Here is a 24,663-nt window from a genome sequence, read left to right on the forward strand (position 1 = left end):
AAAACAACCAGGATGTTGGCTTAGAAGCAGCCATCATTTAAAGAAAGCGTAACAGCTCACTGGTCTAAATAAGGGTCTTTGCGCCGAAAATGTAACGGGGCTAAAGCCATGCACCGAAGCTGAGGATATGCCGTAAGGCATGTGGTAGCGGAGCGTTCCGTAAGTCTGTGAAGGCGGACCCGTGAGGGCTGCTGGAGATATCGGAAGTGCGAATGTTGACATGAGTAACGATAAAGGGAGTGAGAGACTCCCTCGCCGAAAGACCAAGGGTTCCTGCTTAAAGTTAATCTGAGCAGGGTTAGCCGGCCCCTAAGACGAGGCGGACACGCGTAGTCGATGGGAACCACGTTAATATTCGTGGGCCTGGTGGTAGTGACGGATCTCGTGTGTTGTACATTCTTATTGGATTGAATGTGCGGCGAAGAGGTTCCAGGAAATAGCTCCACCGTATAGACCGTACCCGAAACCGACACAGGTGGTCAGGTAGAGTATACCAAGGCGCTTGAGAGAACTATGTTGAAGGAACTCGGCAAATTGCACGCGTAACTTCGGAAGAAGCGTGACCCCATTTTAGGCAACTATGATGGGGTGGCACAGACCAGGGGGTAGCGACTGTTTATCAAAAACACAGGGCTCTGCGAAGTAGCAATACGACGTATAGGGTCTGACGCCTGCCCGGTGCTGGAAGGTTAAAGGGAGGGGTGCAAGCTCTGAACTGAAGCCCCAGTAAACGGCGGCCGTAACTATAACGGTCCTAAGGTAGCGAAATTCCTTGTCGGGTAAGTTCCGACCTGCACGAATGGCGTAACGACTTCCCCGCTGTCTCCAACATAGACTCAGTGAAATTGAATTCCCCGTGAAGATGCGGGGTTCCTGCGGTCAGACGGAAAGACCCCGTGCACCTTTACTATAGCTTTACACTGGCATTCGCCAAGGCATGTGTAGGATAGGTGGTAGGCTTTGAAGCAGGGACGCCAGTCTTTGTGGAGCCATCCTTGAAATACCACCCTTATCTTCGTGGATGTCTAACCGCGGTCCGTTATCCGGATCCGGGACAGTGTATGGTGGGTAGTTTGACTGGGGCGGTCGCCTCCGAAAGAGTAACGGAGGCGCGCGATGGTGGGCTCAGACCGGTCGGAAATCGGTCGTCGAGTGCAATGGCATAAGCCCGCCTGACTGCGAGACTGACAAGTCGAGCAGAGACGAAAGTCGGTCATAGTGATCCGGTGGTCCCGTGTGGAAGGGCCATCGCTCAACGGATAAAAGGTACGCCGGGGATAACAGGCTGATGACCCCCAAGAGTCCATATCGACGGGGTTGTTTGGCACCTCGATGTCGACTCATCGCATCCTGGGGCTGGAGCAGGTCCCAAGGGTATGGCTGTTCGCCATTTAAAGCGGTACGTGAGTTGGGTTCAGAACGTCGTGAGACAGTTCGGTCCCTATCTGCCGTGGGTGTAGGAATATTGACAGGATCTGTCCCTAGTACGAGAGGACCGGGATGGACGTATCTCTGGTGGATCTGTTGTCCTGCCAAGGGCATAGCAGAGTAGCTATATACGGAATGGATAACCGCTGAAGGCATCTAAGCGGGAAACCAACCTGAAAACGAGTGTTCCCTATCAGAGCCGTGGAAGACGACCACGTTGATAGGACGGGTGTGGAAGCATGGCAACATGTGAAGCTTACCGTTACTAATAGCTCGATCGACTTCTTCGTTCCCATTGTTCATGTTCATCAAGCAAAGCTTGATGACATCATCTTCTGTCCTCACGGGCCAAAGGCCCTGCGGACGGCGCGCCAAACGATTGGCGACGGACTAGCGTCCTGTATGGCTGCCAAACTCAACATCGAGCAAGGCAGGCAAGCGGACCAGTCACAGAAAGACGTGTAAATTAAAACGAAGCGCAAGCTTCCCAGCTTCTCGAAACAACACGCATGTGAAAACATGTTCAATGTTGCGTTTTGCCGACCTGGTGGTTATCGCGGGGCGGCTGCACCCGTTCCCTTTCCGAACACGGCCGTGAAACGCCCCAGCGCCAATGGTACTTCGTCTCAAGACGCGGGAGAGTAGGTCGCTGCCAGGTCTGCAAAACGCAACAAACATCTTCTCAATCACAAATAAAGGGCTTCAAGCCCCGATCAAAAGGCCGCATAAAGCGGCCTTTATGCTATGATAACGCATTCCGCGGGGTGGAGCAGCCCGGTAGCTCGTCAGGCTCATAACCTGAAGGCCGCAGGTTCAAATCCTGCCCCCGCAACCACCGACATTTGCAAATTCTCCCACTCGGGAAGCCGATCGAGAAACTCCTCGCGGTAAATGTCGAGCATGATCTCTCTCTTCTCCTCGCTGTCGAGTTCGCCGGCTTCGATCCGATCCATGAAATCCTCGTGGATCTCCGAAATCAGGCGGCTGCTCATGTAGTCGATCACGTCCATCTGGGCGAGAATTGCGGCAATCAAGCCATGCACCTGCAGGCTTGCCGGCTGGTGGCCCGGTGTCTTGCCGATCACCACTTTCTGGACGAGCTGACGCACGATCGGCATCAGAGCGCGCTTTGCATCCTCATTCTTGCCCTTGCGCGCCAGCCGCATGAACTGCCGCATCGACCTCTCCGTCTGTGTTGGATTATGGCGCTGGCGCAATTCCTCGATCTTGGCGACCATGTCCGGGCCGCTTTCCGTGAAACTGGCAATATCCTGTTCAAGCGCCTGTCGTTCGGTTTCGAGCCGGTCGAGCGTGTCATCGAGCGCCGGTAGGCGAGGGCGGCCCTCGGCCGCACGGTCACTGATCTGCTGGATGATGTTCTGCTGCTTGCCCTCGACTTCCACGAGCTTGCGCTTCATCAGGTCGCGTTCGGCAAGCGGACGTTTGAGTTTTGCCGTCTCGTAAGCGATGCTCTGTTCGGACAGTGTGTCGAAGATGCCTTCGGCGAAAAATGCCGCCGGCAAGCAGTCCAACACGCGGCTCTCCAGCTCCTGACGAATGATCGTCTTGCTGTTGCTGCAGCATGCGCCGCCAAGCTCGTCGATCGGCAGGCGTTTCTTGCGGTTGGTGCAGCTATAGCGATCCTTGCCGGAAATCGCGTAGGGGCCGCCGCATTCCTCGCATTCGAGGAGCTGGCTCAAAAGATATTCCGGCCGGTGCGTGGCATTGAGCCGGTTACTCTGCCCGAAATCGAACAGCTCCCCAATCTCCTTCTGCCGGTCCTTGACGCGGCTCCACAACTCGTCCGAGACGATGCGCATCTGCGGCACCTCCGCCAGAACCCATTCGCTCGCGTCATTGGCGCGGGCAGTACGCTTCTCCGTCTGAGGGTTTTTGCGGTACTGGCGGCGGTTCCAGACCATGCGGCCGATATAGCTCTCGTTGTTGAGAATGCCGGTGCCACGGCCGACATGGCCGCGGATTGCAGTGTCGCGCCATTTGCGGCCGCGTGGGCCGGTGACCTTCTCTTCGTTCAACAGGAGTGCGATATCGCGCGGCGACATGCCGTCGGCATAGAGCTGGTAGATGCGGCGGACGATGCCTGCCTTCTCGGGATCGATCTCGCGCAAGCCCTTGATACGGTCGCCGTTAGCGTCGCGCTCCTGGGAGAGCCGGTAACCGTATGCAAGGCAGGTCGATGCCTTGCCCTTCTTCACTGCCGTCTTCATCCCTTCGCGTGTCCGGTACCGGATCTGCTCGACCAGTTCATGACTGAGCGTGGAGCGCATATGCAGCTCCATATGGCTGATCTCCTGGCCAGCCTGAACCGTCCAGATTGCCGTGTCGTGGTAGTTGAGTTCCTTGAGGATCTTCGAACTATGCTCCACGTCGCGCGACAGGCGATCAGCCGTGACGCAGAGGACCACGTCGATCCGCTCGCGCTTTACATGAGCCAAAACCTGCTGAATGCCCGGGCGCGATGCGAAAGAGGTCCCGCTGATAGCGGAATCGGCATAGGTCTCGATCAGCTTCCAACCCTTGCTGGCGACGAAAGCCTCGCCGAGTTCGACCTGTGTCTCGATCGACACCTCGTTCTGGCGGTCGGTGGAGTAGCGGGCATAGAATAGGACGGTTTTTGTCATACTGAATTCCATCTGAAACACTGTTGTTGTGAGCACTGGCCGGCTTTGCCGGCCAGTGTGTCGTTCAGGCAAAGGCTACGGCGTTCCCACCGGCCCCCGCGCCGCAAAATTCTGCCGCTGCTTCACGCGGGTCCAGAGTTCATCGCTGACGATCCGCAGCGCATAGGCGCTGTCGTAATTACGGCCCGGCACCCAAGAGCGGCCGATATAGACCTCGTCGTTGAGGATGCCGGTGTGACGCGCGCGGTCACCGCGGATGATGGTGTCACGCCACTTGCCGCCACGAGGTCCGGGGATGCCTTCAGCGTTCAGGGCTTCCGCGATCTTTGCCGGCGACACGCCGTCGGCATACATCTGGAAAACCCGCAAGATCACCTCGGCCGGCTCTTTATCAATTGCCTTGAACCCGAACACATAATCCCCATCGGGATTGTAGGCACCGGTATAGCGATAGCCGTAGGGAAGGGCTACGAGGTGTTCCACGTCGTAGAGGTTATCAGGCATCGCCGTGAGAGGGCGAGTTGCTCCGAGTGGCTTAACCGGATCGGTGCAATAGAAGTCGATCAGGTCGTTGGTCTTGATCTTGATGCCCGGATCAGCGGCCCAGAGTTCGACGCCCTTCGCTCTGAGATCCTGCAGCAACCGCACTGCAACGCTGAAACGCGAGCACATACGGTCCAGCGTATGGCAGAGAACGACGTCGACCGTTCCATGCTTCATCGCGTCCATAAGCTTGTGGACACCGGGCTGGGCGGTGAAGACGGCTTCGCCGATGTCTTCATCACGGCAGGTCAGTTCCAGGTTCCAGCCGTTCTTCTTGATGAAGGCCTTCACATGGAAGAGCTGCGAGTCGGCGCAGGCTGTGTTCAGCGTGCTGCGGGGATCGCGGAGGTAAGCCAGTACTTTCTTCGGCATGGTACTCTCTTGGTGTTAGAAGTGGCTTGGGGGACATCGTAGCCTGGCGCGGATCGCTTGGGAGCCCGCGACAGCCGCCAGGTCATCATGTCCTGGCGGTAGTGCGTGATGGAGCAGCGTCGAGCGCGCTGCCCTTGGGTCGGGATTTGGGGGCGACGGGATCGTGCGCGGCAATAATTGCCGCGATCACGCTCGCCGTGCGGAGGTCGTTAGTACCCCTTTGCCTCGCGATAGGCGGCGGCCGCATCACTGTTGCCGGCAAGACGGTTGTCCGAACGTGGCATCAGGATCTGATCCTCGATGTTCTCGCGGCTGCCAAGCCAATACCAACCCGTCTCCCTGGGCCGGATCACGAACACCTCGTGCGGCGTGATCTTCACGCGCGCCGCGTTGGTCTCGGCCTTGATCGCCTCGTGGAAAAGCCGGTCGAGCTTGGAACTCGCACCCTTCTTGGGTGCCGGAGTTCTGGAGGCGATCTTCGAAGGCGCGATGCGGTCGGTCACCACGAAGACGCGGTTGACCTTCTTGCGGCGACCCTTCGCGTCGTCGATATCGATGACGACACCACCGCTAAGAACATCACAGAAGACGCCGCCGTTCACCGCCACAGCGTGCGTGCTGAGAAACACGACGCTGGGATGGTCGCGCTCCACGCCGGTGCGGCTCTTCAAATAGGCGGCCAGCGTCGGCTTATGGTGAAGCCAGCGCCAGTGTCCAACATATCCGAGGAGGCGCAAAGCCTGCTCGATCTCGTCACCCCGCGTATGTCTGATCGGCGGGGTGTAGGAGAAGTCGAGCCAGCCCGCGCCATAGCGCACCTGACGGATGGCATCGGCCGCCTGAGAGACGGTCACGCCAGCGACGGAGGCGATGACGACGGTCCCGGAATACAGGCGAGACCTGGTATCCTTGACTACGTCATACAGGTAGCGGGTCCTGATCGATCCGACGCCGGGCACGGGCTTCATCGCCGCGGGTTTGACCGGAGCGATTGCGCGCTGAACACGTTCCGCACGATTGCGGAGTGCAGCGTTCACCGCCTCCAAGGGGAACATCAGAACGTTGTTCTGGCGATCGTCCTTAGAGAGCGCGTGCTTGCAGGACTCTTCCTGCGAAGTAGGGGTATGCGACATGGTGGCTCCTTTCGTGAGCAGATCTTCGTCGTCGTCGACGAAGATCTGCGCGAAGGGCACGATCGCGCATGCGGCCGGTGCAGAACCCCAAAATGGGTGTCTGGCACTCAAGGTCTCCTGACGGCGGCATAATGGCGCCATCAACATGACTGTAATCGAACATGGGCGCCTCCTTCCGTTTTCCTGGACTGGCCTGGGTTGAACATCGCTGTCCGCCAAAAAACACAGGCGTTCGCTCGCCGCAAGTGGGTGTAACCCGTTGAAGTTATTCGGGACGATTGAGTGAATTACGTGACGTTCTCAAAATGGGACATGGCCTGGCACCGAGAAATTCGGGCGAATTCCAGGCTTGCGACTGGCCGGTAACGAACTAGTAACCATGAATGCTCATGTGGCGAGACAGCACAATCATGCCGATTGGGTGTTTGTTGTGGCGCCGATGCAACAGTTTTTGCGAGCGCGCCTGAACAGTGTGCGGAGCCTGAACCCGCCCGCCAGCTTGCGGCCTCGCGTGAAACACCTCTGGAAGTCCGATTCAGACTCGAACGGCGTTTTATGAAGTAACGGGGGGAAACGTGTCAGAATTTGCAAACGCCGTGAGGCGTTGACGGGCACCTGTTGATGGAATGGGTCAGTCGACGCACAGGAAGCGGATGCCGCCTCAAGCCTCCTGATCGGAATCGTCGGGATGGAGAAGGTGGACCTTGCGGCGGAAAGGCCTGTCGCCCTTGCGATACTTCTCGACGAGTTCCTCGAAGACGATGTCGGACTCCCGCTCGTCAAATCCCTGCTCCACAAGCATCCTGACAACCCGATCCTGAAAATCCTCCAGCACCTCTTTCGCGTCCCTGGCCGCCATGCTGGAAATCGTCATGAAGAGCGCCGTGCGGGCAATATCGTCCCGGTTCGGACGCCTTGTGTTGCGATCGGCATCACGCAGCTTCTGCTGGCGTTCGCGCTGCTCGCGATTGCGGACCTCTTCTGACTTTCTGGCCATGATGCCACTCCCATACGCCTTGCGGCCTCCTTGCCAGACGGGCGCCTTACCGGCAACGCCGCTTGTGCCGGAATCAGTAATCTTGGCTCATGAATCGGAAATCCAAGGCTCGGAATCACGGATACGCAATTTGAAATGAATTGCGGGCACGTTGAACAAGGTCGAGATGACGTGCGGCACCCAAACGGCGGCTGCGGAATCAAAACTCCGGTGTTCTGAATCAGAAATCCGGAACTGGGAATCAACGATACGCAATTTGTCTCGACGTGTGGGCAATTTTAGATGGCGCACCGGCAATGTGCGGTAATCTCGGCCAAATCGCCTCGCTGTATCAAGCAGCGTGTAATTGGACGCCATGTCGTGCTTCCCGTTCTCGATGGCCGCATCTCTTCAGGCCCTTACCAGCAGAGTTGGTTCACCGCCCGGAAACGGCGTATCGAGGCTCAAATTCTGCTGGATTTACTCTGCAGTATATTGATAAGTAAAAAATTATTTTACGACGCGTAAATTTGGTTAATTTGCATGGATATATAAATAATAATCGTATAAATTTAAGTTTATATGGCGTCTATTCTTGAGTGTTTTTTTGGTCATTGTTTGACAGTTACTACGATTGCGCTGACAATATGTGTGTTCGATTGTTTTGTTGTCGAACGTATCGTGTCAGTAACCAATGGAGTTCTATCGTGACCGTATCCAAAGAAAACACCACCACCCTGCCTGCCGCCTTCGCCCGTCACTACGAAAAGCTCAACATAGACAGCAAACTTCGCAAACGGCTCGAAACCAGTGCTTCCAAGATCTTCGATCTTGGCCGTCGCACGACCGAGCAGACCTTTGAGCTCGGCGACCATCTGGATGAAGCTGCCGTGCTGCTGGACGATGGGGTTTTTGACAAGTGGGTGAAGCTCCGCTGCGGCATCGCCCCCCGCACGGCACGGGGCTATATGTCCGTGTTCCGCAATCTCGCTGACTTCCGGGATGAGCTTGTCGACCTGTCGGTCGGGACGACAGCTCTCTTCCACCTGGCGCACGCGCCGCACGAAAAGATCCGCGAAGCGATCGCCCATGCCGAGGAGCATGGCCAGCTTCGCGTCTTTGACGTGAAAACCATCCTGACCAATGGGGAGGAGGTAGAGGACAAGAAAGTCCAGCGCGACTTCTATGGTGCAGGCGGGGTGACCGGCCTCAAGGCGTTGATTGCGATCAAAGCCCGCGACGGCCTGAAGATGTTTGTCGTGCATATCGACGTGATCGTTCAGGCGATCAAGACGGCGCTGGACCAGAAGCGGGTGATCAAGGAGGCCCTGGCGAGGGAGGTCGAGGATCTCGCGCGTGTCGCGCGCATGGAGCTTGAAAGTCTGGCGCAGTTCGTTGAGCCCGATAGCGACCTGCGTCGTCATCCGCGCTCGACGCAGTTCCCGAAGAAGACCGAATGGGCGGTCGTCAACGAAACGCTGCAGAAACTCGGTCTCGTCGATTCCTGGCCGAAGTCCAAGGACCTTCCGGGCTGGCTTCGCGACGAGGTGGTGCCTGCCCTCGAATGGTCGATCTCGAAGGATCGTAAGCCGAAATGGCCGCTGGCCCCGCCGAACGATGCGGCGACCGTTGCTCCGATCGTCGTCGAAGGCGGAGCTGAGATGGCAACCGGTGACGTGAGGGTCGAGAACGACGAAGCGCCGCCGGCCCGCCAGGCGCTCGAAGTGGTGCCGCCGCTGGCGAACAACGTCGAGGCCGAACGCGATGGGCTGGATGAAGCCTCACCGGCAGAAACCGTCACGGCGTAATTTGCCTCGACAGTTCGGATGGCCGGGGTGACCGGCCACCCAGTCGCATTCTGAAAGGGCCGCTTGTCGGCCCTTTGTCTTGTCCGGGGTTCCGGTCTGGGGCTTCGTGGTCACGGCGCTTGTGGCAAGGTTCGGTGGCTGCGGTGCCAGTGCGGTCGTGAGCCCGGCGTTAACCTTGTACCGGCTTTGTTCTCTTTTTCTTGTCCGGGACCTTGAGCCCGACCGCCGGTCCTGCCAGGTTGCGGCTGTTCCGGATGGTCGGAACAAGCGGCCCAAGCCGATGCTACCAACATCGACAAGGGCCTGACCCTCAGCCTTCTTGCGAAAGGAATCGGGCTATGACTACGTTTACCTCTACGATCCCCGCTGGGGAAGTTCTCCGTTCTATCGTCAACGCGACCAACGCGGCCTCGGCTTCCGGATCCCGACCGCGCCCGTTCGGCCTTGGCCGCAACGCGGCTCCGACTGCGGTTCGCGAACCGGCGGTGCTGCGCCGCCATCCTCATCTGGTGCGCTTCGCCGATGTCGAAGCCGATCTCGATTTGCTGATCGATCGCGCCATTGCCGCCATTGCCGACGGCGAACCGACCGACGACGAGATCCTCGGCCACTACGTCCACATTGCCTCGCTGGTGCGGGCCGTCTCGTTCCGCGAAGGCAAGCTGTTGGAGCAGGCGGTCGAACGCCTTGCAAAAGCCAACCCCAACATCCTCGTCCTGACACAGTCGCTGAAACTGCCGCTGGTGAAAGCAGCCATGGAAGCGGTGTCCGGCAATGACTGGACTTCGCTTGATGGCGTGAAGCTCGATTGCGAGGCACCGGCCAAGGGCAGCTACACCCCTGACCTGATCGTTGTGAACCGCGCCCGGCACACCGCCTACATCCTCGACTTGAAGCGTTCGCTTGCGTCCTATGGCGACACGAGCCGTCTCGAAGAGCTGAAGCTGAAGATGATGGCGTCGGCCATGGTTCTGCCGGACTGGCTCTACAAGAACCAGAAGCGCCTGATGGTCGATGCGGTCGAGGTGGCGATCGTTGATGGCGCCAGCCGTCCGAGCGATCATGCCCACGGTGTTTGGGCGTTGTCGGAAATCGACGACCTGCTGGAGATCGATGGTGTCGCCGCGTGCATGGCCGAACTGCGCCGACGCTTCAGCGTCAAGGTGCAGCAGCTTCTCGAAGCTGAGGCGCGCAAGGCGATCGGTGTGATGACTGCGCCTGCCATTACCACGGTTGAGGCTGTCGTTGTGTCGGGGGCCGCTGGCGCGCGGATCGGCGTTGATGGGTCGAGCCTGAATGATGGGGGCGACCTTGGTTGCGTAGATGCCGATCAGAATGAACCGGTACCGGCACCGGCCTTCATCCGGGTTGGCTTTGCCCGGCGCCACGCCGCCCATTGATCCTTCTCACCCTGTTGGTTTGAACGCCGCGCCCTGACGCTTGCCGTCAGGTGCCGTGTTGCTATCGCCGTGGTCTTCAAGGCCGCGGCTCCCCCATCCCGCTCTTCTCATCGATGCTGGACGCCGAGGCTGTCCGGCCAGGGAGTTCCCATGTCTTCCGATATCCATCCGGATGTGTCACCGCGCATCCGCTGCGAGGCGATCTCGTCCTCGACGTCACCTGATGCCATCTGCCATCGTCCGCATGGCGCCGTCCTCCTCTATCCCGGAACTGGCCGGACTAAGACGTCGGCCGACGATCCGGCTTTCCTGATCGGACTGGCGCTCGGCCATGTCCGGCAGAACGACGGCCTCACCGGCATCGTGCCGGATACGCTTGTAGCCCGACTGCAGGTGCATGCCGATACCGGCAACCCGGCCTGCCGTTTGCTGCTTGATTGGCTGGATCGGCGCAACGCTGATCTTGTCACCCTGTCTTTGCGGGGTCCGGTCAAGCCGGTCTCAAGCCGGCAGCGCTCTGGTCGTCGCATGATCCCGGAGCGCCGACAGGCGGGGCCGGGCAGCTTGAAGAAGCGTGGATCGACGAAGGCAGGGTCACGTGATCCCAAAACGGCAATTATTGCCGCGAAGGTGGAGGGCCAGGGTGATGAATAAACTGTCGCGTCTGTTCATTCGTCGGCTGGAACGGATCGCGCGCCGGGAGGCGCAGCGCAATGCCCATGCCAACGGTCTTCTGGCGATGAAGGTCGTTGAGGTCGATGGCTATCTGTTGCGGCGATACGCACCGGCCTTCGATATCCGCCGAATGACCGGCAATGCGGATCGTGACCTGGCGTGGCTGGGTCGGAACTTTGCCGCGTATCTTCTCCCGCCACCAAAGCCCTCCGACATCGTGGTCACCGAAGACAGGCCCGTCGCATCGATCCTGACCGTTGGCTCTGGAGAGGCGCGACGGAATGCTGGAGACAGCGCGGCATCGATCGATCACGCACGGCGTGCCTATGCCGTCGGTCTTGTCGGCCGGGCGGGCAGGGGACCGTTGGTAAGCAACATTGTTGCCGCCCTGGTTCTTGCCCGTGCCATTGAGGTGGGTCGGGTGCCGCTTGCCTCGATCGTCAGTGCTGCTACCATGTCGGCGCCCGTCGTGTCTTTGCATGCGCCGATCGCCGGCTTCGAGCAGGCGATGCGGCGTTTGATCGAGACGTCGGGCTTTGTGCCGGGCGGTTCCTTGAGCGGGATCGATGGCGAGTATGTCCACGACCACGCGAGTTTTGCCGGATCCGAAGGAGGCGGTAGAACCTACATCCAGTTCATCGGACAGAGCATGCGGCGGGTCACGAGTGCGGCATTGCAGCGGCGTCTGGTGAATGCCCTGACACGGGATTGCCCTGTCGTCGCGATCGCGGAGAAGGCAGATGCCATTCCGTCCGAGATCAGCATTGCCGCCGACATCAATCTGGCTGCCGGCTGGCTCGACTACCCCTTCATCAGCCGGATGATTGAAGCGACCCATGGAGCATCCGGCCTAGCCGCCTTGGAGCAGTGGCCGAAGGTTTACGACGCGCATTACCTCACGATCGATGATGTCGTACTGGCCTTCAGGCCGGGGCGCAGCGCATCGCAGGTCATTGCCGTGCTGGCATCGCTCACCGAGCGCAATCGCATCGCCGCGCTAGATGGCGATGATGACGAACCCGGTAAGACGGATGCCACCAAAACGCCGAAGTCGAAGAAGGACACGGAGGAAAAGGCAGCATCCGGAAAAGACGGCGGCGGTGGGTGGAAGCGTGACAAGCCGTCGGGTGCGGAGGTCGTTCAGCCGGAGCCATGGGGGGAGGGCGAGGCCGATCGCCCCACGCTCATCGTCGAAACCCTGTCCGGATACGGCAAGGCCAAGACTTGGGCGCTTGATCTGAAGGCGGACCTTGCTGACTACATCGCAGGCTCGCTGGCGTGGTCGGACATGAGCAGCAAGCTGTTGCTCTATGGCCCGCCCGGGACCGGCAAGACGAGCTTTGCACGTGCGCTTTGCAATTCGCTGCAGATTCCGCTGGTCGTGACGTCTGTTTCGACCTGGCTGCAGGGCGGACATCTCAATGATGTCATCGCCAAGATGGACAAGACGTTTGCCGAGGCGCGGGCAATCGCCCCCTCCATCCTGTTCATCGATGAGATCGACGGCATCGGCAAGCGGCAGCCGGCCGAGCGGGAATATGCCGACTATTGGAACACGATCGTCAACAAGGCGCTCGAACTGCTGGATGGTGCTGTCAGAAGCGAGGGGCTGATCATCGTCGGCGCTACGAACAGGCCGGACCAGATCGATGATGCGATCAAACGCTCCGGGCGGCTGGAAACGCATATCGAGATCCCGATGCCCGATGTCGCAACGCTTGCGGCAATCTTCATGCATCATCTCGGTGACGATGCTGCGTTGCTGTTCAGTGAAACTCGCTCCGACAACGTCGAGGTCACTGAGATGAATGATGAGGCCGACGACATGGCCGGAAAAGGAGCCGCGCAATGACAACGGCATCGAACGACACTGACCACGCCATGGCTGAAGCCATCTATACTGCTCTGAAGAAATTGGCGACGCGGGCCATGGGACTGACAGGCGCAGATGTCGAGCGGATTGTTCGCCAGGCTCGGCTGAAGGCCCGGCGCGAGAAGCGGACGATCCGTTACGAGGATCTCGAAGAAGGCATCCGCATGGATCGGCCGCAGTTGCCATACGATCTCAGGTGGCGTTATGCCATCCATGAGTCGGGCCATGCAGTCGTCCATCATGCGCTGAGGCTTGGCCCGATCCATGGTCTCAACATCGACACGCCCGGAGGTGGTGGCTATAGCCAGCTTGGCTTCACGGCGTCCGGGAGCGATACGCTCGGCTTTCGGGAAGACATGCTGGTGATGCTCATGGCGGGCAGGGCCGCCGAGCAGATCGTCGTCGGCAAGGTGTCTTCCGGTTCGGCTGGCTCCGACGATAGCGATCTGGCGCGGGCCACGAAGATGGCGCTCGCCATGGAACGCAGCCTTGGATTCGGTGCGGTCCAGCCGCTGCTCTATCGTGACGACAAGGATCCGACCGCCGTGCTCGATGGAAATCCGGATCTGGCGGCGCGCATCCATGCGCGGTTGGAAATGGCGCTCGCAAGGGCGGTCGAAGTTCTGGGAGAGAACAGGGATAAGCTCGATGCGCTCACCAAGGCATTGTTCGATGCGCAGGCGTTGGATGGCGAGGCGGTAAAGCCGCTTCTCAGACACGGTGATCGTGAAGGAGGAAACTGATAGCCTTCGAGTGGATCAGGAGGATCGATCGTATGAATGTCGCCGTCGTCGCGCATTGCGACTGGAGCATGGACAAGAAGAAGCGCTGGATGGCCGTTGCCATCCGGGATGGGTTGCGATGGAAAGTCCATGCCCCGGAGTTGGTTGGCGACACGTTGACTTTGATCGATCGGCTTCAAGGCCGATCAGTCGAGAATGGTTCGCTATTGTTGGGCTTCGATTTCCCGATCGGTCTTCCGCAAGCTTATGCCCGCGCCACGGAGCTTGGCTCATTCCGCGACGCTCTTGCAATGTTCGGATCCGGGGTATGGTCGGATTGGTACAGCGTCGCGGACCATCGAAATCGCATTTCCGTCCACCGCCCTTTCTATCCGGCACGACCGGGCGGCACCCAGCGGTCTCACCTCTTCGAAGCTCTTGGCATTGTGGACCCGCTATCGCTGCTTCGTGTTTGCGAGCGCGCGACAGCAGAACGGCAGGCCGCCTGCATGCTGTTTTGGACCCTCGGTGGAAACCAGGTCGGCAAAGGCGCGATCAGCGGTTGGCAGGAAGTCATCGTCCCGAATCTCAGCGGCATCGGTCTTTGGCCATTCGACGGACGACTGGCAGATCTGCTTGCTACAAAACCCTGTGTCATCGCCGAGACCTATCCCGGCGACGTCTACCGACAGCTTGGGATGCTTCGCGGCGGATGGAGCAAGCGGCGGCAGATCGATCGACAGCGTAGGGGACGTGAGATGCTGTCATGGCTTGCAAGTCGGCAGGGCATAGATGCTGGCGCATTGTCCCCAATGGTCGATGACGGCTTCGGCAACGACAAGGCGGGGGAGGACCGTTTCGATGCGGTCGTGGGATTGCTTGGCATGCTCGACGTCGTCGATGGGAGACGTGACGAAGGCTCCCCGGATATCGAGGCTGTGCAACAATGGGAGGGATGGATCCTCGGGCACCGTAGATCCGGCGTGCCGTAATCTTATTTGACCTGAAGCAGATTGCGGACAACGCACCTCAAGTTGTGCGTGACCTGAGACAAATTGCGATCATTTGATTCCGGGTTCGGGATTTTTGATTCAGGACACGAAGAAAATGATTCAGCAACGCCGTTCGCGGCAGAGCGACCTATGTTGAAGCGACATGACGTACCCGCAATTCAAAACAAATTGCGGTTATTTGATTCCAAACTCTGAGCCACCGATTCTCTTTTCGATATTTCCGATTCCGCCAAACGGCGCTTGCGCCGGTCGGCCGGTCCTTTGACCATAAAGGAGGCCGAGGAGCAGGAGGACGGGCAATGAACTTGAAAGCGGCAAGGCAGCGGCAGAAGGCGCTTCGTGATGCGAACAGGAAAGCACGGCGGCCCGATCGGGACGACGTGGCGAGGGTGGCGCTGTTCTGGCTGATCCGGCGCGCGGTCGAAAAGGGTCAGGAGGTCGAGCTTGAGAAGTTCCAGGACGTCATCGTCTCGATGCTGAACGAACAGGGTTTCGATGAGCGCGAATGCGATGTCGTCTTCGATGACCTCGTCTCGAAGTATCGGTCGGGTGGCCTCCCGTTCCGCAGGAAGCTTCATCTTCTATATCCGGAGGGGGCCGATCAGGACACCTGAGCAGTCATTCACTCGTTCTGCCTATGTCGGCTGGCTATTGTTGTCAGCATCGTCTTGCGCCTAACGGCGTTTGGTTATTTCGTAGGTTCTCCCCCCATTACTTCATAAAACGCCGTTTGATTCTGAATCGGTTTTCCAGATGATGCTGACGGTCCCAACCCTTCGTTAATGCGCTTCGCCTAGCTCGACCGCCCCTCACTCCGAGGGGTAGCAACAATGAGCATGAAGTGAAATGACCAAGCTAACCGCAATCAAAGCATTCCAGCGCAAGATCGACGTGTATTGTGAAATGCGACTGCGTCCAATTTTCTCGACGCAAGATGCCGACGTCCTCAACGCCTATATGCGTCGCCTCATTGAGCGACGATGTGGCCCCCAAAGATCTGGAGGTCTCACCGATTGGGAAGTGGTTGCCCAGTTGACTGGAGTGGATGCCGCCATGCTTGCCGTGCATCATCGCGCAATCGATCCGGCCTTCGATGCCATCATCCGATGGAGCAAGGGCGATACCGTCGCAAAAGGTGTTGAGGCCAGTTCGCGGAAACCCGCGCAGATCAAGAAGAAGGTGGTAAAGGCCGACCGCTCGAATACCGGCCCCAAAGCTGCTGCAGCCGACGCTAACCTGTCTGGCCGTGATTGGGTGACCCGGAAACCCGCGCCAATCATCGAGTTTCCGGACCCATTGTTTCAGGAATGGGTCGACCCGCCCGGCTTCGCGGAAGCGCTTCAACTTCACATGCGTCGGCATGGCGAGACATATTGGGTCCTCCATCGATCTGTCGTCCGCGCCGACGAAACGATGGACCGGAAAACACTCCTGACCTGGGTTGAGGGGACACGCATCCCTCGCAGCACCGATAGTTTTGAGGTGCTCGGCCGGATCGAGCGCCGCTACCGACTTCCGGAGGGATACTTCAAGGCGAAACTTCCGCATCAGTCACGGTCGGCGTCGGGGTTCAATCTTTCGGGTATCGAGCCTGCTGAACGCCGACGGATCGCCTGGCATCTGCCAGATGATTTCAACGATTTGCCTTTCGCCAAGCGAGAGGAAATCCTGGAATGGGTGCGCCGCGTGATCGTCAGCGGCTCGACAGACTACCGAAAATTCCAGGCGGCCGCGGCCAAGCAACGTTACGCTATTCGTTTTCCTGGCGTATCCTATGGTGGCCGCGCACCGCGTGACGGTAAGATCGCCGTGCCCGCGAATTATGAGGATACATGGATCGAGGATCCCGACCTCGTCTCCGGCGTGATAGACGCTCCGCCCGCTCTCGCCATGGAAATGGCCGACCTCGTGCGCTTCAAGACCTCCGAATTACATTATATCTAACCGATGCTTTGGCGCATATGGCGTTCCTGAATGGTATGTCTCGCTAATCTCGTCAAAACTACATTACCTTTGGTGTGAGGCGACAAGCGGAAAATTAGAAACGCGCCTAAATTACTCTAACACGCTTACCTGGAACACGTTTCCAATTCCGCATTTCACCGAAAAGAACAAGTCCGATTTGACGCGATGCGCAAAGGATATCCTTTTGGCGCGCGAAGCCCATTTCCCCTCGACCATTGGCGATCTTTACGACCCCGAAAAAATGCCCGCCGATCTGCGCGCCGCTCACGACCGCAACGACGAAACTTTAGAGCGCATCTATATCGGTCGCCGTTTCCGCAATGACACCGAACGCCTCGAAAAGCTCTTCGAGCTTTATACGAAGATGACGACCTCGAAGGATTCGAAGACAAGCAATTTGAAGATGAAAGCATAACCCCATGACCAGCGAAAAACACGTCCCATCCGTTTCCGTCACTTATGCCCAAAATGGCAGTTCTACCAAGGCGAACGAGCTTGGCATGCGGCCTATGCAGGAGGCGGTATACGAGAAGCGGGGCGAGCAATATTTGCTGATCAAATCGCCTCCCGCTTCGGGCAAGAGCCGGGCGCTGATGTTTGTTGCGCTGGACAAGCTCAACAATCAGGGCTGCAAACAGGCGATTGTCGTGGTGCCGGAAAAGTCCATCGGCTGCAGCTTTGCCGATGAGCCGCTGTCGAAGCACGGCTTCTATTGGGATTGGCATGTCTCGCCAAAATGGAACCTTTGCAATGCGCCGGGCGGCGATGGCGGCAAAGTCAATTCCGTGAAGGCATTTCTGGAAAGCGACGACAAGGTTCTGGTCTGCACCCACGCGACTTTCCGCTTTGCTGTCGATAAATTCGGCATCGAGGTTTTCGATGACAGGCTGATCGCGGTGGATGAGTTTCACCACGTTTCCGCCAATCCGGATAACAAGCTTGGTTCGCATCTTGGTCAGCTCATCGGGCGCGGGAAGACGCATATCGTTGCCATGACCGGCTCATACTTCCGTGGGGACGCCGAACCGGTGCTGATGCCCGAGGACGAAACCAAGTTCGAGCCCGTTACCTACACCTACTATCAGCAGCTCAACGGCTATAAATATCTGAAGTCACTCGACATCGGCTACTTCTTCTACGCCGGAGCCTATTCGGACGACATTTTGAAAGTGCTCGACCCGGATGAAAAAACCATCATTCATATCCCGTCTGTCAATTCGCGCGAGAGCACCAAGGACAAGATCAGGGAAGTGGAGCACATCATTGAAGAGCTGGGTAGCTGGCAGGGCTCTGATCCAGCAACTGGCTTTCAACTGGTGAAACGTCCCGATGGTCGTATCCTGAAAATCGCCGATCTGGTCGATCCCGATCATCAGGCGACAATCCAGGCAAGCCTCCGTTCGCCCGAAATGAAGACGAACCGCGACTATGTGGACATCATCATCGCCCTTGGCATGGCCAAAGAAGGCTTTGACTGGATTTGGTGCGAGCATGCCCTCACCGTTGGCTATCGCTCCAGCCTGACGGAGGTTGTTCAGATCATTGGCCGCGCGACACGTGATGCCCCTGGCAAAACCCGCGCGCGTTTTACCAATCTCATCGCCGAACCGGATGCATCCGAGGAGGCCGTAACGGAAGCGATCAACGATACGCTGAAAGCGATTGCAGCGAGCTTGCTCATGGAACAGGTGCTCGCGCCCCGTTTCAATTTCACGCCCAAGCGCCCCGAAAACGAGCCAACGCCCGGCTTCGACTATGGCGAAGGCGGTTATGATCCGAACAAATGCAATGTCGGTTTCAACGAAGAGAGCGGTGAATTCCAGATCGAGATCAAGGGGCTTGCCGAGCCGAAAACAAAGAGGCGCAGCGCATTTGCCAGGAAGACCTGAACGAGGTCATTACAGCTTTCGTTCAGGACAAGAGGTCCATTGAACGGGGCCTGTTCGATGAGGAATTGGTGCCGGAAGAGCTGACCCAGGTCCGCCTTGGCAAGATCATCAAGGATAAATATCCGGAATTGGACGACGAGGATCAGGAGGCTGTGCGCCAGCATGCCATTGCAGCGCTGAACCTGACCCAACAGGCTAAGGCCGCACTGAATCCAGACGGGGAAGCTCCTAAATCCGGCAATACAGCCTTGCTTGACGGTATACGGAAGATCGCCATGGATGTGCGAGAACTCGATATTGACCTGATCGACCGCATCAATCCGTTCGGGGAAGCATATGCAATCCTTGCCAAGACGATGAACGAGGAGAGCCTCAAGCAGGTCGCTGCCGTCATCTCCGGCAAGAACGTCAAGTTGACACCCGAAGAGGCCCGCGATCTGGCGCGCCGGGCCGTTAAATTCAAGCAGGAGCGCGGACGTTTGCCGTCCATCACCGCTTCCGATGCCTGGGAAAAGAAAATGGCGGAAGGTGTGGCTTTCCTCGCGCGCATGAAAGCGGAGGCCGCAAATGGCTGATTTCACCGATGAAGATGATGCTCTGCTTGCTGAATTAGGGGTTGAGGTCGAAACCAAGAAGGCTGGCAGCCGCACCCCGCGCGAAGAGCGGATTATTGCAGGCTTTGAGGAAATTCAGCGCTTTGTCGAAGAGCATGGCCGCGCACCGCTCCATGGCGAAGACCGCGACATTCTCGAGCGGCTTTATGCCGTTCGGCTGGATCGTATCCGTTCGCTGGAAGAGTGCCGCGCGCTGGTCGAACCGCTCGATCATCAGGGCTTTCTTGGCGATGAGATCGCTGCCGCTCAGCCCGATATTGAGGAAATGGACGATGACGCGCTTCTGGCCGAGCTCGGCATCGAAGCGGAAGCGCCAGAGATCACCACACTGAAACACGTTCGCTCAACGGCAGAAAAACGGGCCGCCGAAGAGATTGCCAACCGCGAGCGCTGCGAGGATTTCGAGAATTTGAAGCCACTGTTCGATCAGGTCCAGACCGATCTGAAAAGCGGCGTCCGTACGACACGGAAATTCGTGAAGGACGCAGGTTTCCTGAAAGCCGAAATCACGGCAGGCCAGTTTTTCATTCTGGGCGGGCAGACTGCCTATGTCGCGGAAGTCGGCGAACCGATCAAGGCTCCGAATGGCGAGACAGACGCCCGTTTGCGTGTGATCTATTCCAACGGGACGGAAAGCAATCTGCTGCTGCGATCACTTCAGCGCGCCCTTTATAAAGACGAGGCGGGCCGCCGTATCACCGAGCCAAGCGCCGGGCCGCTTTTTGCCGATGAAACCGATGAGGATGATACCGCCAGCGGAACGATCTATGTTCTGCGCAGCAAATCGAACCATCCTCTCGTGGCCAAGAACCGCGACATCGTGCACAAAATCGGAGTGACCAGCGGCAGCGTCGAAAAGCGCATTGCCAATGCCAAGCTCGATGCCACCTTCTTGCTGGCGGACGTGGAAATTGTTGCGACCTACGAGCTTTACAACATCAACCGGGCGAAACTCGAAAACCTGATCCATCGGGTGTTCGAGCCTGCAAAACTGGAAATCAAGATCAAGGATCGTTTCGGCAATCCCGTTGTGCCGAGAGAATGGTTTTTGGTGCCGCTGTTCGTGGTGGATGAGGTCGTGGAGAGGATCAAGGATGGCAGCATAAGCAACTATACCTACCACCCGCAGGGAGCTCGCTTGTCACTTCGAGGCGATCACGCGGCGAATTGAAAATGGTCGATCATTCCAAAGAGTTCACAAAAATTCTGTCGGCTGGTGTCAGGCCTGAGTTACTTGTTGGGAATGGTATTAACCGGGACTTGCTCGATCTTACTCGACCAAAGGATGATCGCAGTGCCCTGCAATCTGATTTTTGTGAGCTGATGCGTGGCTGGAAGCCCGCCGAGCACCATCGCACGATTGTCAGGTGGGCACAGAAGCACCGCGTGCCGCTCCTTACCGTGAATTTCGACGAAAACCTTTCTGCGTCATCGGTGCAAAGCTGTATCGCGCCGAGCAGAAATTCACGGTCTACTATCCGTGAGGATCTCATTTCTCTGACAGGCAGATTAGAAATCCACGTGATGAATTTGCGATCTGGCACCCACACGGGATGATGAAATATTCCCGCAGCATCAGGTTGGGCCTCACTCACTATATGGGGCCGGTTCAACGCATCCATGCAGCCGTATTTGGCTGCGGTTTGTAAAACGACGCGGTGCTCATCCCGTGCTCTCTGCACAAATCAGTCACGGGGACGCCGCCTTCTGTCTGGCGCAGGATGGCAAGGATTTGCGGTTCGCTGAATCTGCTCGTCTTCATTAAAATCTCCTCGATCATAAAGCACGATAAAATTCTACTTTTGAAGCCCGTTATTTGCCGGGGCGATTACAAATTCACTTTCGTTTTTTCTCTTTTAAAAATAACAGACTTGGAGTTATATGCATTAGGGGTTGTAAAGGGCGAGCGGTTTGGTCGAAGGGGCAAGTACACAATCATATAAGATTGGCTGTTTGTCGTGCGGTAAAGATATTCGCGCGAGAGTATTTTTTTGCCCATTTTGTGGGGTGAAAAATCAGGAGCTTTCGCAGCCTTTTGAAGGCAATTTGGAAGCAGAAAATTGTGTTTCGTCAATAAATCATACCGATTCACTTAAGGTTTTTACTTCTCAGCCAAATCCACGTAAATTCGATGATGGTCTGGGTGATGTTCCGCTTCAATTGGAGCCTGTCAGAGCTGACAAGCCAACAATAGATGGCGATGCCGTTGCTGCAGTGAATTTGGAAAATGCCGACGGTCTTGGTGATGCTGGCCAGCCTCAATCAGGCGATAAGCTCCCTGAAAAAAATGCCAGCCAGCGCGTCGGCAACAAGGTAAAGCTGGTGGCTTTACTGGCTGCGCTCATCCTGGTCGCGGGTGCTGTCATTTTTGTGTCTAGCAACAGAAGCCCAGTTGATGAGGCTGCGCCTCAGATGAAACCTGTAGCGCCAACGGCAAAGTCTCCTCGAGACATTGCAAAGATCGAGGACCAATTAACAACGGTGAGCCTCTCTGGCGAATGGCGAAAATTTAACATTGCAGCCGATCCAGATAGGCCGTTGATCGCGCTTTGGGCAAAGAGGCCATTCAGGATTCGGGTGAATGGCGAGCTTTATCTCGTCGCCGCAAGCTCTAGTCCTGAAATCAACTTTGGAACAGCAAGTTTTATCGAGTTGCGGGCGGTAGACGGAAATACAGACGTGAAAATCACTCGCTCGGCGCTCTTGGGGATGAATAATGGATAATCCTGAGCAGGATATTTGGGTTTTCCCTTCCTCGCTTGAGGAAGGCCAGGCCGTTGAATGGCTATTTGAAAACAGTAGGCCAGTCGAAGTGCGATGTGGACAGAAGGTAAGTGCAGCCTCTGATCCTCGTTTACGCCTTTTCAATATGCCCATTTCTGCGTCGGGCCGCGCCTTTCCGCCGGAGTTTGTATTTGATCCTGAGGATGGGAGTCGCCTCACTAGGGTAAACACGAGAATTTCGGCAACGAATTTTCCAATGCTATCGACTTCGGGCTTTTCGGTACTGCCGCCAAATTCGCGCTATGATACGGATAAAAAGACGCGATTGATGAATGTGCCCACCGGTGTGCAGTGCCTGTTTGCTGCCGGTGATCCGGTGCATCATTTTTGTATTACGGCTGCTGGTGATCTCTACTTCAGTGCCGGTGATGATCAATGGATTTTTGCAGAGCGACTGGCCAAGCCAACCGGAAACCCGGTGTCCTTCGGGGTCGTCAGTTTCCATAGCGGATTTGCTACGGTTCTGTCGAGTACAGCGCTTGTCTGCGAATTTGTGGATGGGTTTCCTGAGATATCAAAGCAAACGCTGCGTCTGGCTGGCGGAAGTTTTTGCGCGCCGCCTTCGCTTATCGAGAATGGCGTCATAGCCTTTCCAGTCCAACGCGATGGTCAGTTGAGTGTCGCTATGTACGACACGGAGGCGCGGAGATGGTTGGATGAAATCGTGGCCAAGGGCCAGTCGATCGATTGGGGTGACGGTTTCCCGACGGCATCGCATGGTAGCTCTTATACACCGGACGTCTTCTGGATCGGCTCAAACGGCTATCTGACGCTAACCTCGGAACTTGGTACGCGTCGAGCTGAGACATATGCCTTTCCTGCGACAGTGAAGACAGTGGCCGGTGTTCCACCTTTAAGAGATGAGCAGGACACAATCTATGCACTCGCCCGAACTGCCGAGCATTATTGCTATGTGAGCCTATCGCCGAACAGCAGAACGGTCATCTTGAGCGGTCCACACGTTGCTGCGGGGCGAGGGCGCTACATCGGACGAGACTTTTATCCCTCCCTATGGAGCGACGAGGTTGTGACCTTCCAGATTGAAGCTGGCACGGGCAAGATCCTGTTGCCGCTGGCATTCACCACCAATGCTAAAGGGGCAACAGAAAGCGCACTTGTGCTGCTGGTCGACGGCGTCCATGAGATTGATGCCCTTTTCTCTAAATCGGGGGAGAGCTGGTTCAATAGTCGACTTTATTGGCATAGCGGGTCTCAGTTGTATCCGCTGCAGATATCGCTTCGCCTCCGCTCTCGTTTCGACATTATGCTGCTGCTCGAAGAGAACGCACTCATTGTGGGGAGCAGCTTGACGAATGACTTTTACAGGCTCGAGCAATGATTACAAAGATTCTAGCATCGTTTTCTCTTCTGGTTTTGACCTTGTCATGCTCGAATGCTCAAAGCCAAACAGTTCGTCAGGTATATCTGGTGCAGAACTCGGGTTGGATGGAGCCCTACTATCTCGATCCCGCATCGCAATTCGTGGCGCTTGCGGAAAGCCTGATTTCGGCGACACAGCTCGAGGGTGTGGATATTACGCTTGCGTCATTCAATCAGAACGGACAAATCCCAAACCGAACCTCTCCTGACGTTGTCTATGCAGGCGCTTATTCGGAAGAACTCGTGCGAAATGGTGTAGCGAAGATCGATTTGCCGCGCCGGCCCAACGGGCGTTATGCTGATGCCGATTTTCTTGGAGCACTCAGCGTTACGATCAGCGATCTGCTCAAGGGAGACGAAGGCATCATCTGGATGCTGAGCAACAACAAGAATTCACCGAATAACGACCAAAACATCGCTGCCAATACCCGTGGCTTCTATGAGTTGCTGAGAGGTTCCGATTTCATCACCCGAATTGTCGCGTTTCCTCTGCGGATGTCGGTGAGTGGTCCAAATTTTTCCGAGAAGGGTTTCATCGTCTATGGCATTGCCTATGGTGAAAGTGCAGCGCAGGCGCTTGACGTCATTACGGCGCGCGATACCCCTTTGCGGGCGCTATTTGCTGATCCTCCGGTTTTCCTGAAACCGCTTGAGCCGCAGACGCTCGATCTCGAACTCAACCCGCAGGCCTTCGCGGACGGTGCAGCCATATCGATGCAAAACGGAGTCGTCGTTATCGATGGGTTGGAAGGTGGAAGGCAGACAAATGCCGCATTTGTCGCTCGCGTCCGCAACGTGGCTTATCCCAAGAAGATCGTTTCCGCCGAAGTACGAACGAGCTGGAATGGTTATGATGCGACCCAGAACGTGACGGCTGGCGCTGTGCCCGCCATCCGTGATCTCGCGACGGGCGCCACGTCTGACCCCCTCAGTTTGACCCTCGCTATTCCACCAGTCACAAAAGAGCCGGGAGTAGCAGGTCTTCTTCAGACCGAAGCTATGGTTGACGGTTATCTCGATATAACGCTTGAGAAGCTGTCTTTCGATCTCGACGACAGGTTCGTGCAGAAGGCATCGGCCGTATTCGGCGGCGACATGATGGGGGAAGGGCAGCGCACTTTCCTCGAGCAACAGCTTCCTTCGATTTTTTTCGATTTCCGCTCAGTTGACACAAGCATCACGCGGGTGCCTGTCCGTTTGATCATTCGCTTCCCCGCATGGCCGCTTTATGTCGGAGGCTTTGCCATAGCGCTCCTCATCGCGGCTTTGGTCGCCCTGCCGATCCTTCTTTTTAAGGCCCGCATGCATGTTGTGCAGGCGGGTGGAACTTCGCACAAGTTGTTTCTTAAGCCCGGCCAACAGTTGGAAGTGTCCGGGCCTGACGGCAGCCGTCACCTTGTACGAGGCCGGATATTTGGCGCCCCTTCCGTTGCAAGCATCAGTTGA

The 24,663-nt window shown here is 57.1% G+C and carries 18 protein-coding genes, 1 tRNA gene, 2 rRNA genes and 4 pseudogenes (1 of these 25 only partly in view); 19 read left to right on the plus strand and 6 right to left on the minus strand.

The window, feature by feature from the left end; translation table 11 throughout:
• The 4 genes from JZY08_RS20120 to JZY08_RS27600 all read left to right on the plus strand — a co-directional run.
• A 23S ribosomal RNA gene (locus JZY08_RS20120) occupies positions 1-1,718 on the plus strand; it begins 1,078 nt to the left of the window's first position.
• Positions 1,719-1,971: 253 nt separating this feature from the next.
• Positions 1,972-2,086 (plus strand): 5S ribosomal RNA (gene rrf, locus JZY08_RS20125).
• Positions 2,087-2,186: 100 nt separating this feature from the next.
• Positions 2,187-2,263: transfer RNA gene (locus JZY08_RS20130), tRNA-Met, on the plus strand.
• Between the two features lie 7 nt (positions 2,264-2,270).
• Entirely contained in the window at positions 2,271-2,759 is a 489-nt protein-coding gene (locus tag JZY08_RS27600; protein WP_052821429.1) for a hypothetical protein, read from the plus strand.
• Positions 2,760-3,257: 498 nt separating this feature from the next.
• Here the strand turns inward: JZY08_RS27600 and JZY08_RS27605 are convergent.
• The 5 genes and pseudogenes from JZY08_RS27605 to JZY08_RS20155 all read right to left on the minus strand — a co-directional run.
• Positions 3,258-4,082 (minus strand): annotated as a pseudogene (locus tag JZY08_RS27605) (recombinase family protein); the annotation flags it as partial.
• A gap of 63 nt (positions 4,083-4,145) precedes the next feature.
• Positions 4,146-4,985, minus strand: coding sequence for a recombinase family protein (locus JZY08_RS20140; protein WP_052821431.1), 840 nt, complete (start codon positions 4,983-4,985; stop codon positions 4,146-4,148).
• Between the two features lie 209 nt (positions 4,986-5,194).
• Positions 5,195-6,229, minus strand: coding sequence for a hypothetical protein (locus tag JZY08_RS20145; protein ID WP_253204156.1), 1,035 nt, complete (start codon positions 6,227-6,229; stop codon positions 5,195-5,197).
• Positions 6,230-6,779: 550 nt separating this feature from the next.
• Entirely contained in the window at positions 6,780-7,115 is a 336-nt protein-coding gene (locus tag JZY08_RS20150; protein ID WP_216333365.1) for a hypothetical protein, read from the minus strand.
• A gap of 87 nt (positions 7,116-7,202) precedes the next feature.
• Positions 7,203-7,472: a hypothetical protein gene (locus tag JZY08_RS20155; protein WP_156316112.1), complete on the minus strand. Its 270-nt coding sequence runs from the start codon at positions 7,470-7,472 to the stop codon at positions 7,203-7,205.
• Between the two features lie 329 nt (positions 7,473-7,801).
• On the opposite strand from JZY08_RS20155, the gene JZY08_RS20160 reads away from it, so the two are divergent.
• The 12 genes and pseudogenes from JZY08_RS20160 to JZY08_RS20215 all read left to right on the plus strand — a co-directional run bounded on the left by JZY08_RS20160 (position 7,802) and on the right by JZY08_RS20215 (position 20,610).
• Positions 7,802-8,902 (plus strand): hypothetical protein, encoded by a 1,101-nt coding sequence (locus tag JZY08_RS20160; RefSeq protein WP_216333366.1) that lies wholly within the window; start codon positions 7,802-7,804, stop codon positions 8,900-8,902.
• Between the two features lie 338 nt (positions 8,903-9,240).
• Positions 9,241-10,302: a hypothetical protein gene (locus JZY08_RS20165; RefSeq protein ID WP_216333367.1), complete on the plus strand. Its 1,062-nt coding sequence runs from the start codon at positions 9,241-9,243 to the stop codon at positions 10,300-10,302.
• Positions 10,303-10,452: 150 nt separating this feature from the next.
• Positions 10,453-10,956: a hypothetical protein gene (locus JZY08_RS20170; RefSeq protein ID WP_216333368.1), complete on the plus strand. Its 504-nt coding sequence runs from the start codon at positions 10,453-10,455 to the stop codon at positions 10,954-10,956.
• Positions 10,949-12,829, plus strand: a complete 1,881-nt coding sequence (locus JZY08_RS20175; protein WP_216333369.1) for an ATP-binding protein — start codon at positions 10,949-10,951, stop codon at positions 12,827-12,829. The genes JZY08_RS20170 and JZY08_RS20175 overlap by 8 nt, the downstream gene beginning before the upstream one ends.
• Positions 12,826-13,593: an ATP-dependent Zn protease gene (locus tag JZY08_RS20180; RefSeq protein ID WP_216333370.1), complete on the plus strand. Its 768-nt coding sequence runs from the start codon at positions 12,826-12,828 to the stop codon at positions 13,591-13,593. Before JZY08_RS20175 ends, JZY08_RS20180 begins: the two co-directional genes overlap by 4 nt.
• 32 nt (positions 13,594-13,625) lie before the next feature.
• Positions 13,626-14,564, plus strand: coding sequence for a DUF429 domain-containing protein (locus tag JZY08_RS20185; protein ID WP_216333372.1), 939 nt, complete (start codon positions 13,626-13,628; stop codon positions 14,562-14,564).
• 320 nt (positions 14,565-14,884) lie between these two features.
• Complete coding sequence (locus JZY08_RS20190; protein ID WP_216333374.1) at positions 14,885-15,199, plus strand: hypothetical protein; 315 nt, start codon at positions 14,885-14,887, stop codon at positions 15,197-15,199.
• 232 nt (positions 15,200-15,431) lie between these two features.
• Positions 15,432-16,529, plus strand: coding sequence for a hypothetical protein (locus JZY08_RS20195; protein ID WP_253204158.1), 1,098 nt, complete (start codon positions 15,432-15,434; stop codon positions 16,527-16,529).
• A 22-nt stretch (positions 16,530-16,551) separates the two neighbouring features.
• Positions 16,552-16,965: pseudogene (locus tag JZY08_RS20200) on the plus strand (type IIL restriction-modification enzyme MmeI); the annotation flags it as partial.
• Positions 16,966-16,969: 4 nt separating this feature from the next.
• Positions 16,970-19,014: pseudogene (locus JZY08_RS20205) on the plus strand (pseudomurein-binding repeat-containing protein).
• Positions 19,007-20,224: a GIY-YIG nuclease family protein gene (locus JZY08_RS20210; protein ID WP_216333376.1), complete on the plus strand. Its 1,218-nt coding sequence runs from the start codon at positions 19,007-19,009 to the stop codon at positions 20,222-20,224. Before JZY08_RS20205 ends, JZY08_RS20210 begins: the two are co-directional and overlap by 8 nt.
• 2 nt (positions 20,225-20,226) lie before the next feature.
• Positions 20,227-20,610 carry a hypothetical protein gene (locus tag JZY08_RS20215; protein WP_216333377.1) on the plus strand — a complete coding sequence of 128 codons (384 nt, stop codon included), beginning with the start codon at positions 20,227-20,229 and terminating at the stop codon, positions 20,608-20,610.
• A 59-nt stretch (positions 20,611-20,669) separates the two neighbouring features.
• Here JZY08_RS20215 and JZY08_RS20220 read toward each other — a convergent pair.
• Positions 20,670-20,815: pseudogene (locus JZY08_RS20220) on the minus strand (transposase); the annotation flags it as partial.
• Positions 20,816-20,964: 149 nt separating this feature from the next.
• Between JZY08_RS20220 and JZY08_RS20225 the strand changes: the two are divergent.
• Genes JZY08_RS20225 through JZY08_RS20235 form a run of 3 tightly spaced genes read left to right on the plus strand, consistent with a single transcriptional unit; the run spans position 20,965 to position 24,663 of the window.
• Positions 20,965-21,777, plus strand: a complete 813-nt coding sequence (locus JZY08_RS20225) for a hypothetical protein (RefSeq protein ID WP_216333379.1) — start codon at positions 20,965-20,967, stop codon at positions 21,775-21,777.
• A complete protein-coding gene (locus JZY08_RS20230; protein WP_216333381.1) occupies positions 21,770-23,176 on the plus strand; it encodes a hypothetical protein in 1,407 nt (468 codons plus the stop codon). The genes JZY08_RS20225 and JZY08_RS20230 overlap by 8 nt, the downstream gene beginning before the upstream one ends.
• Positions 23,173-24,663: a hypothetical protein gene (locus JZY08_RS20235; RefSeq protein WP_216333383.1), complete on the plus strand. Its 1,491-nt coding sequence runs from the start codon at positions 23,173-23,175 to the stop codon at positions 24,661-24,663. Before JZY08_RS20230 ends, JZY08_RS20235 begins: the two co-directional genes overlap by 4 nt.

This window comes from Rhizobium sp. X9, from assembly GCF_018873185.1.
GTDB lineage: Bacteria > Pseudomonadota > Alphaproteobacteria > Rhizobiales > Rhizobiaceae > Agrobacterium > Agrobacterium oryzihabitans.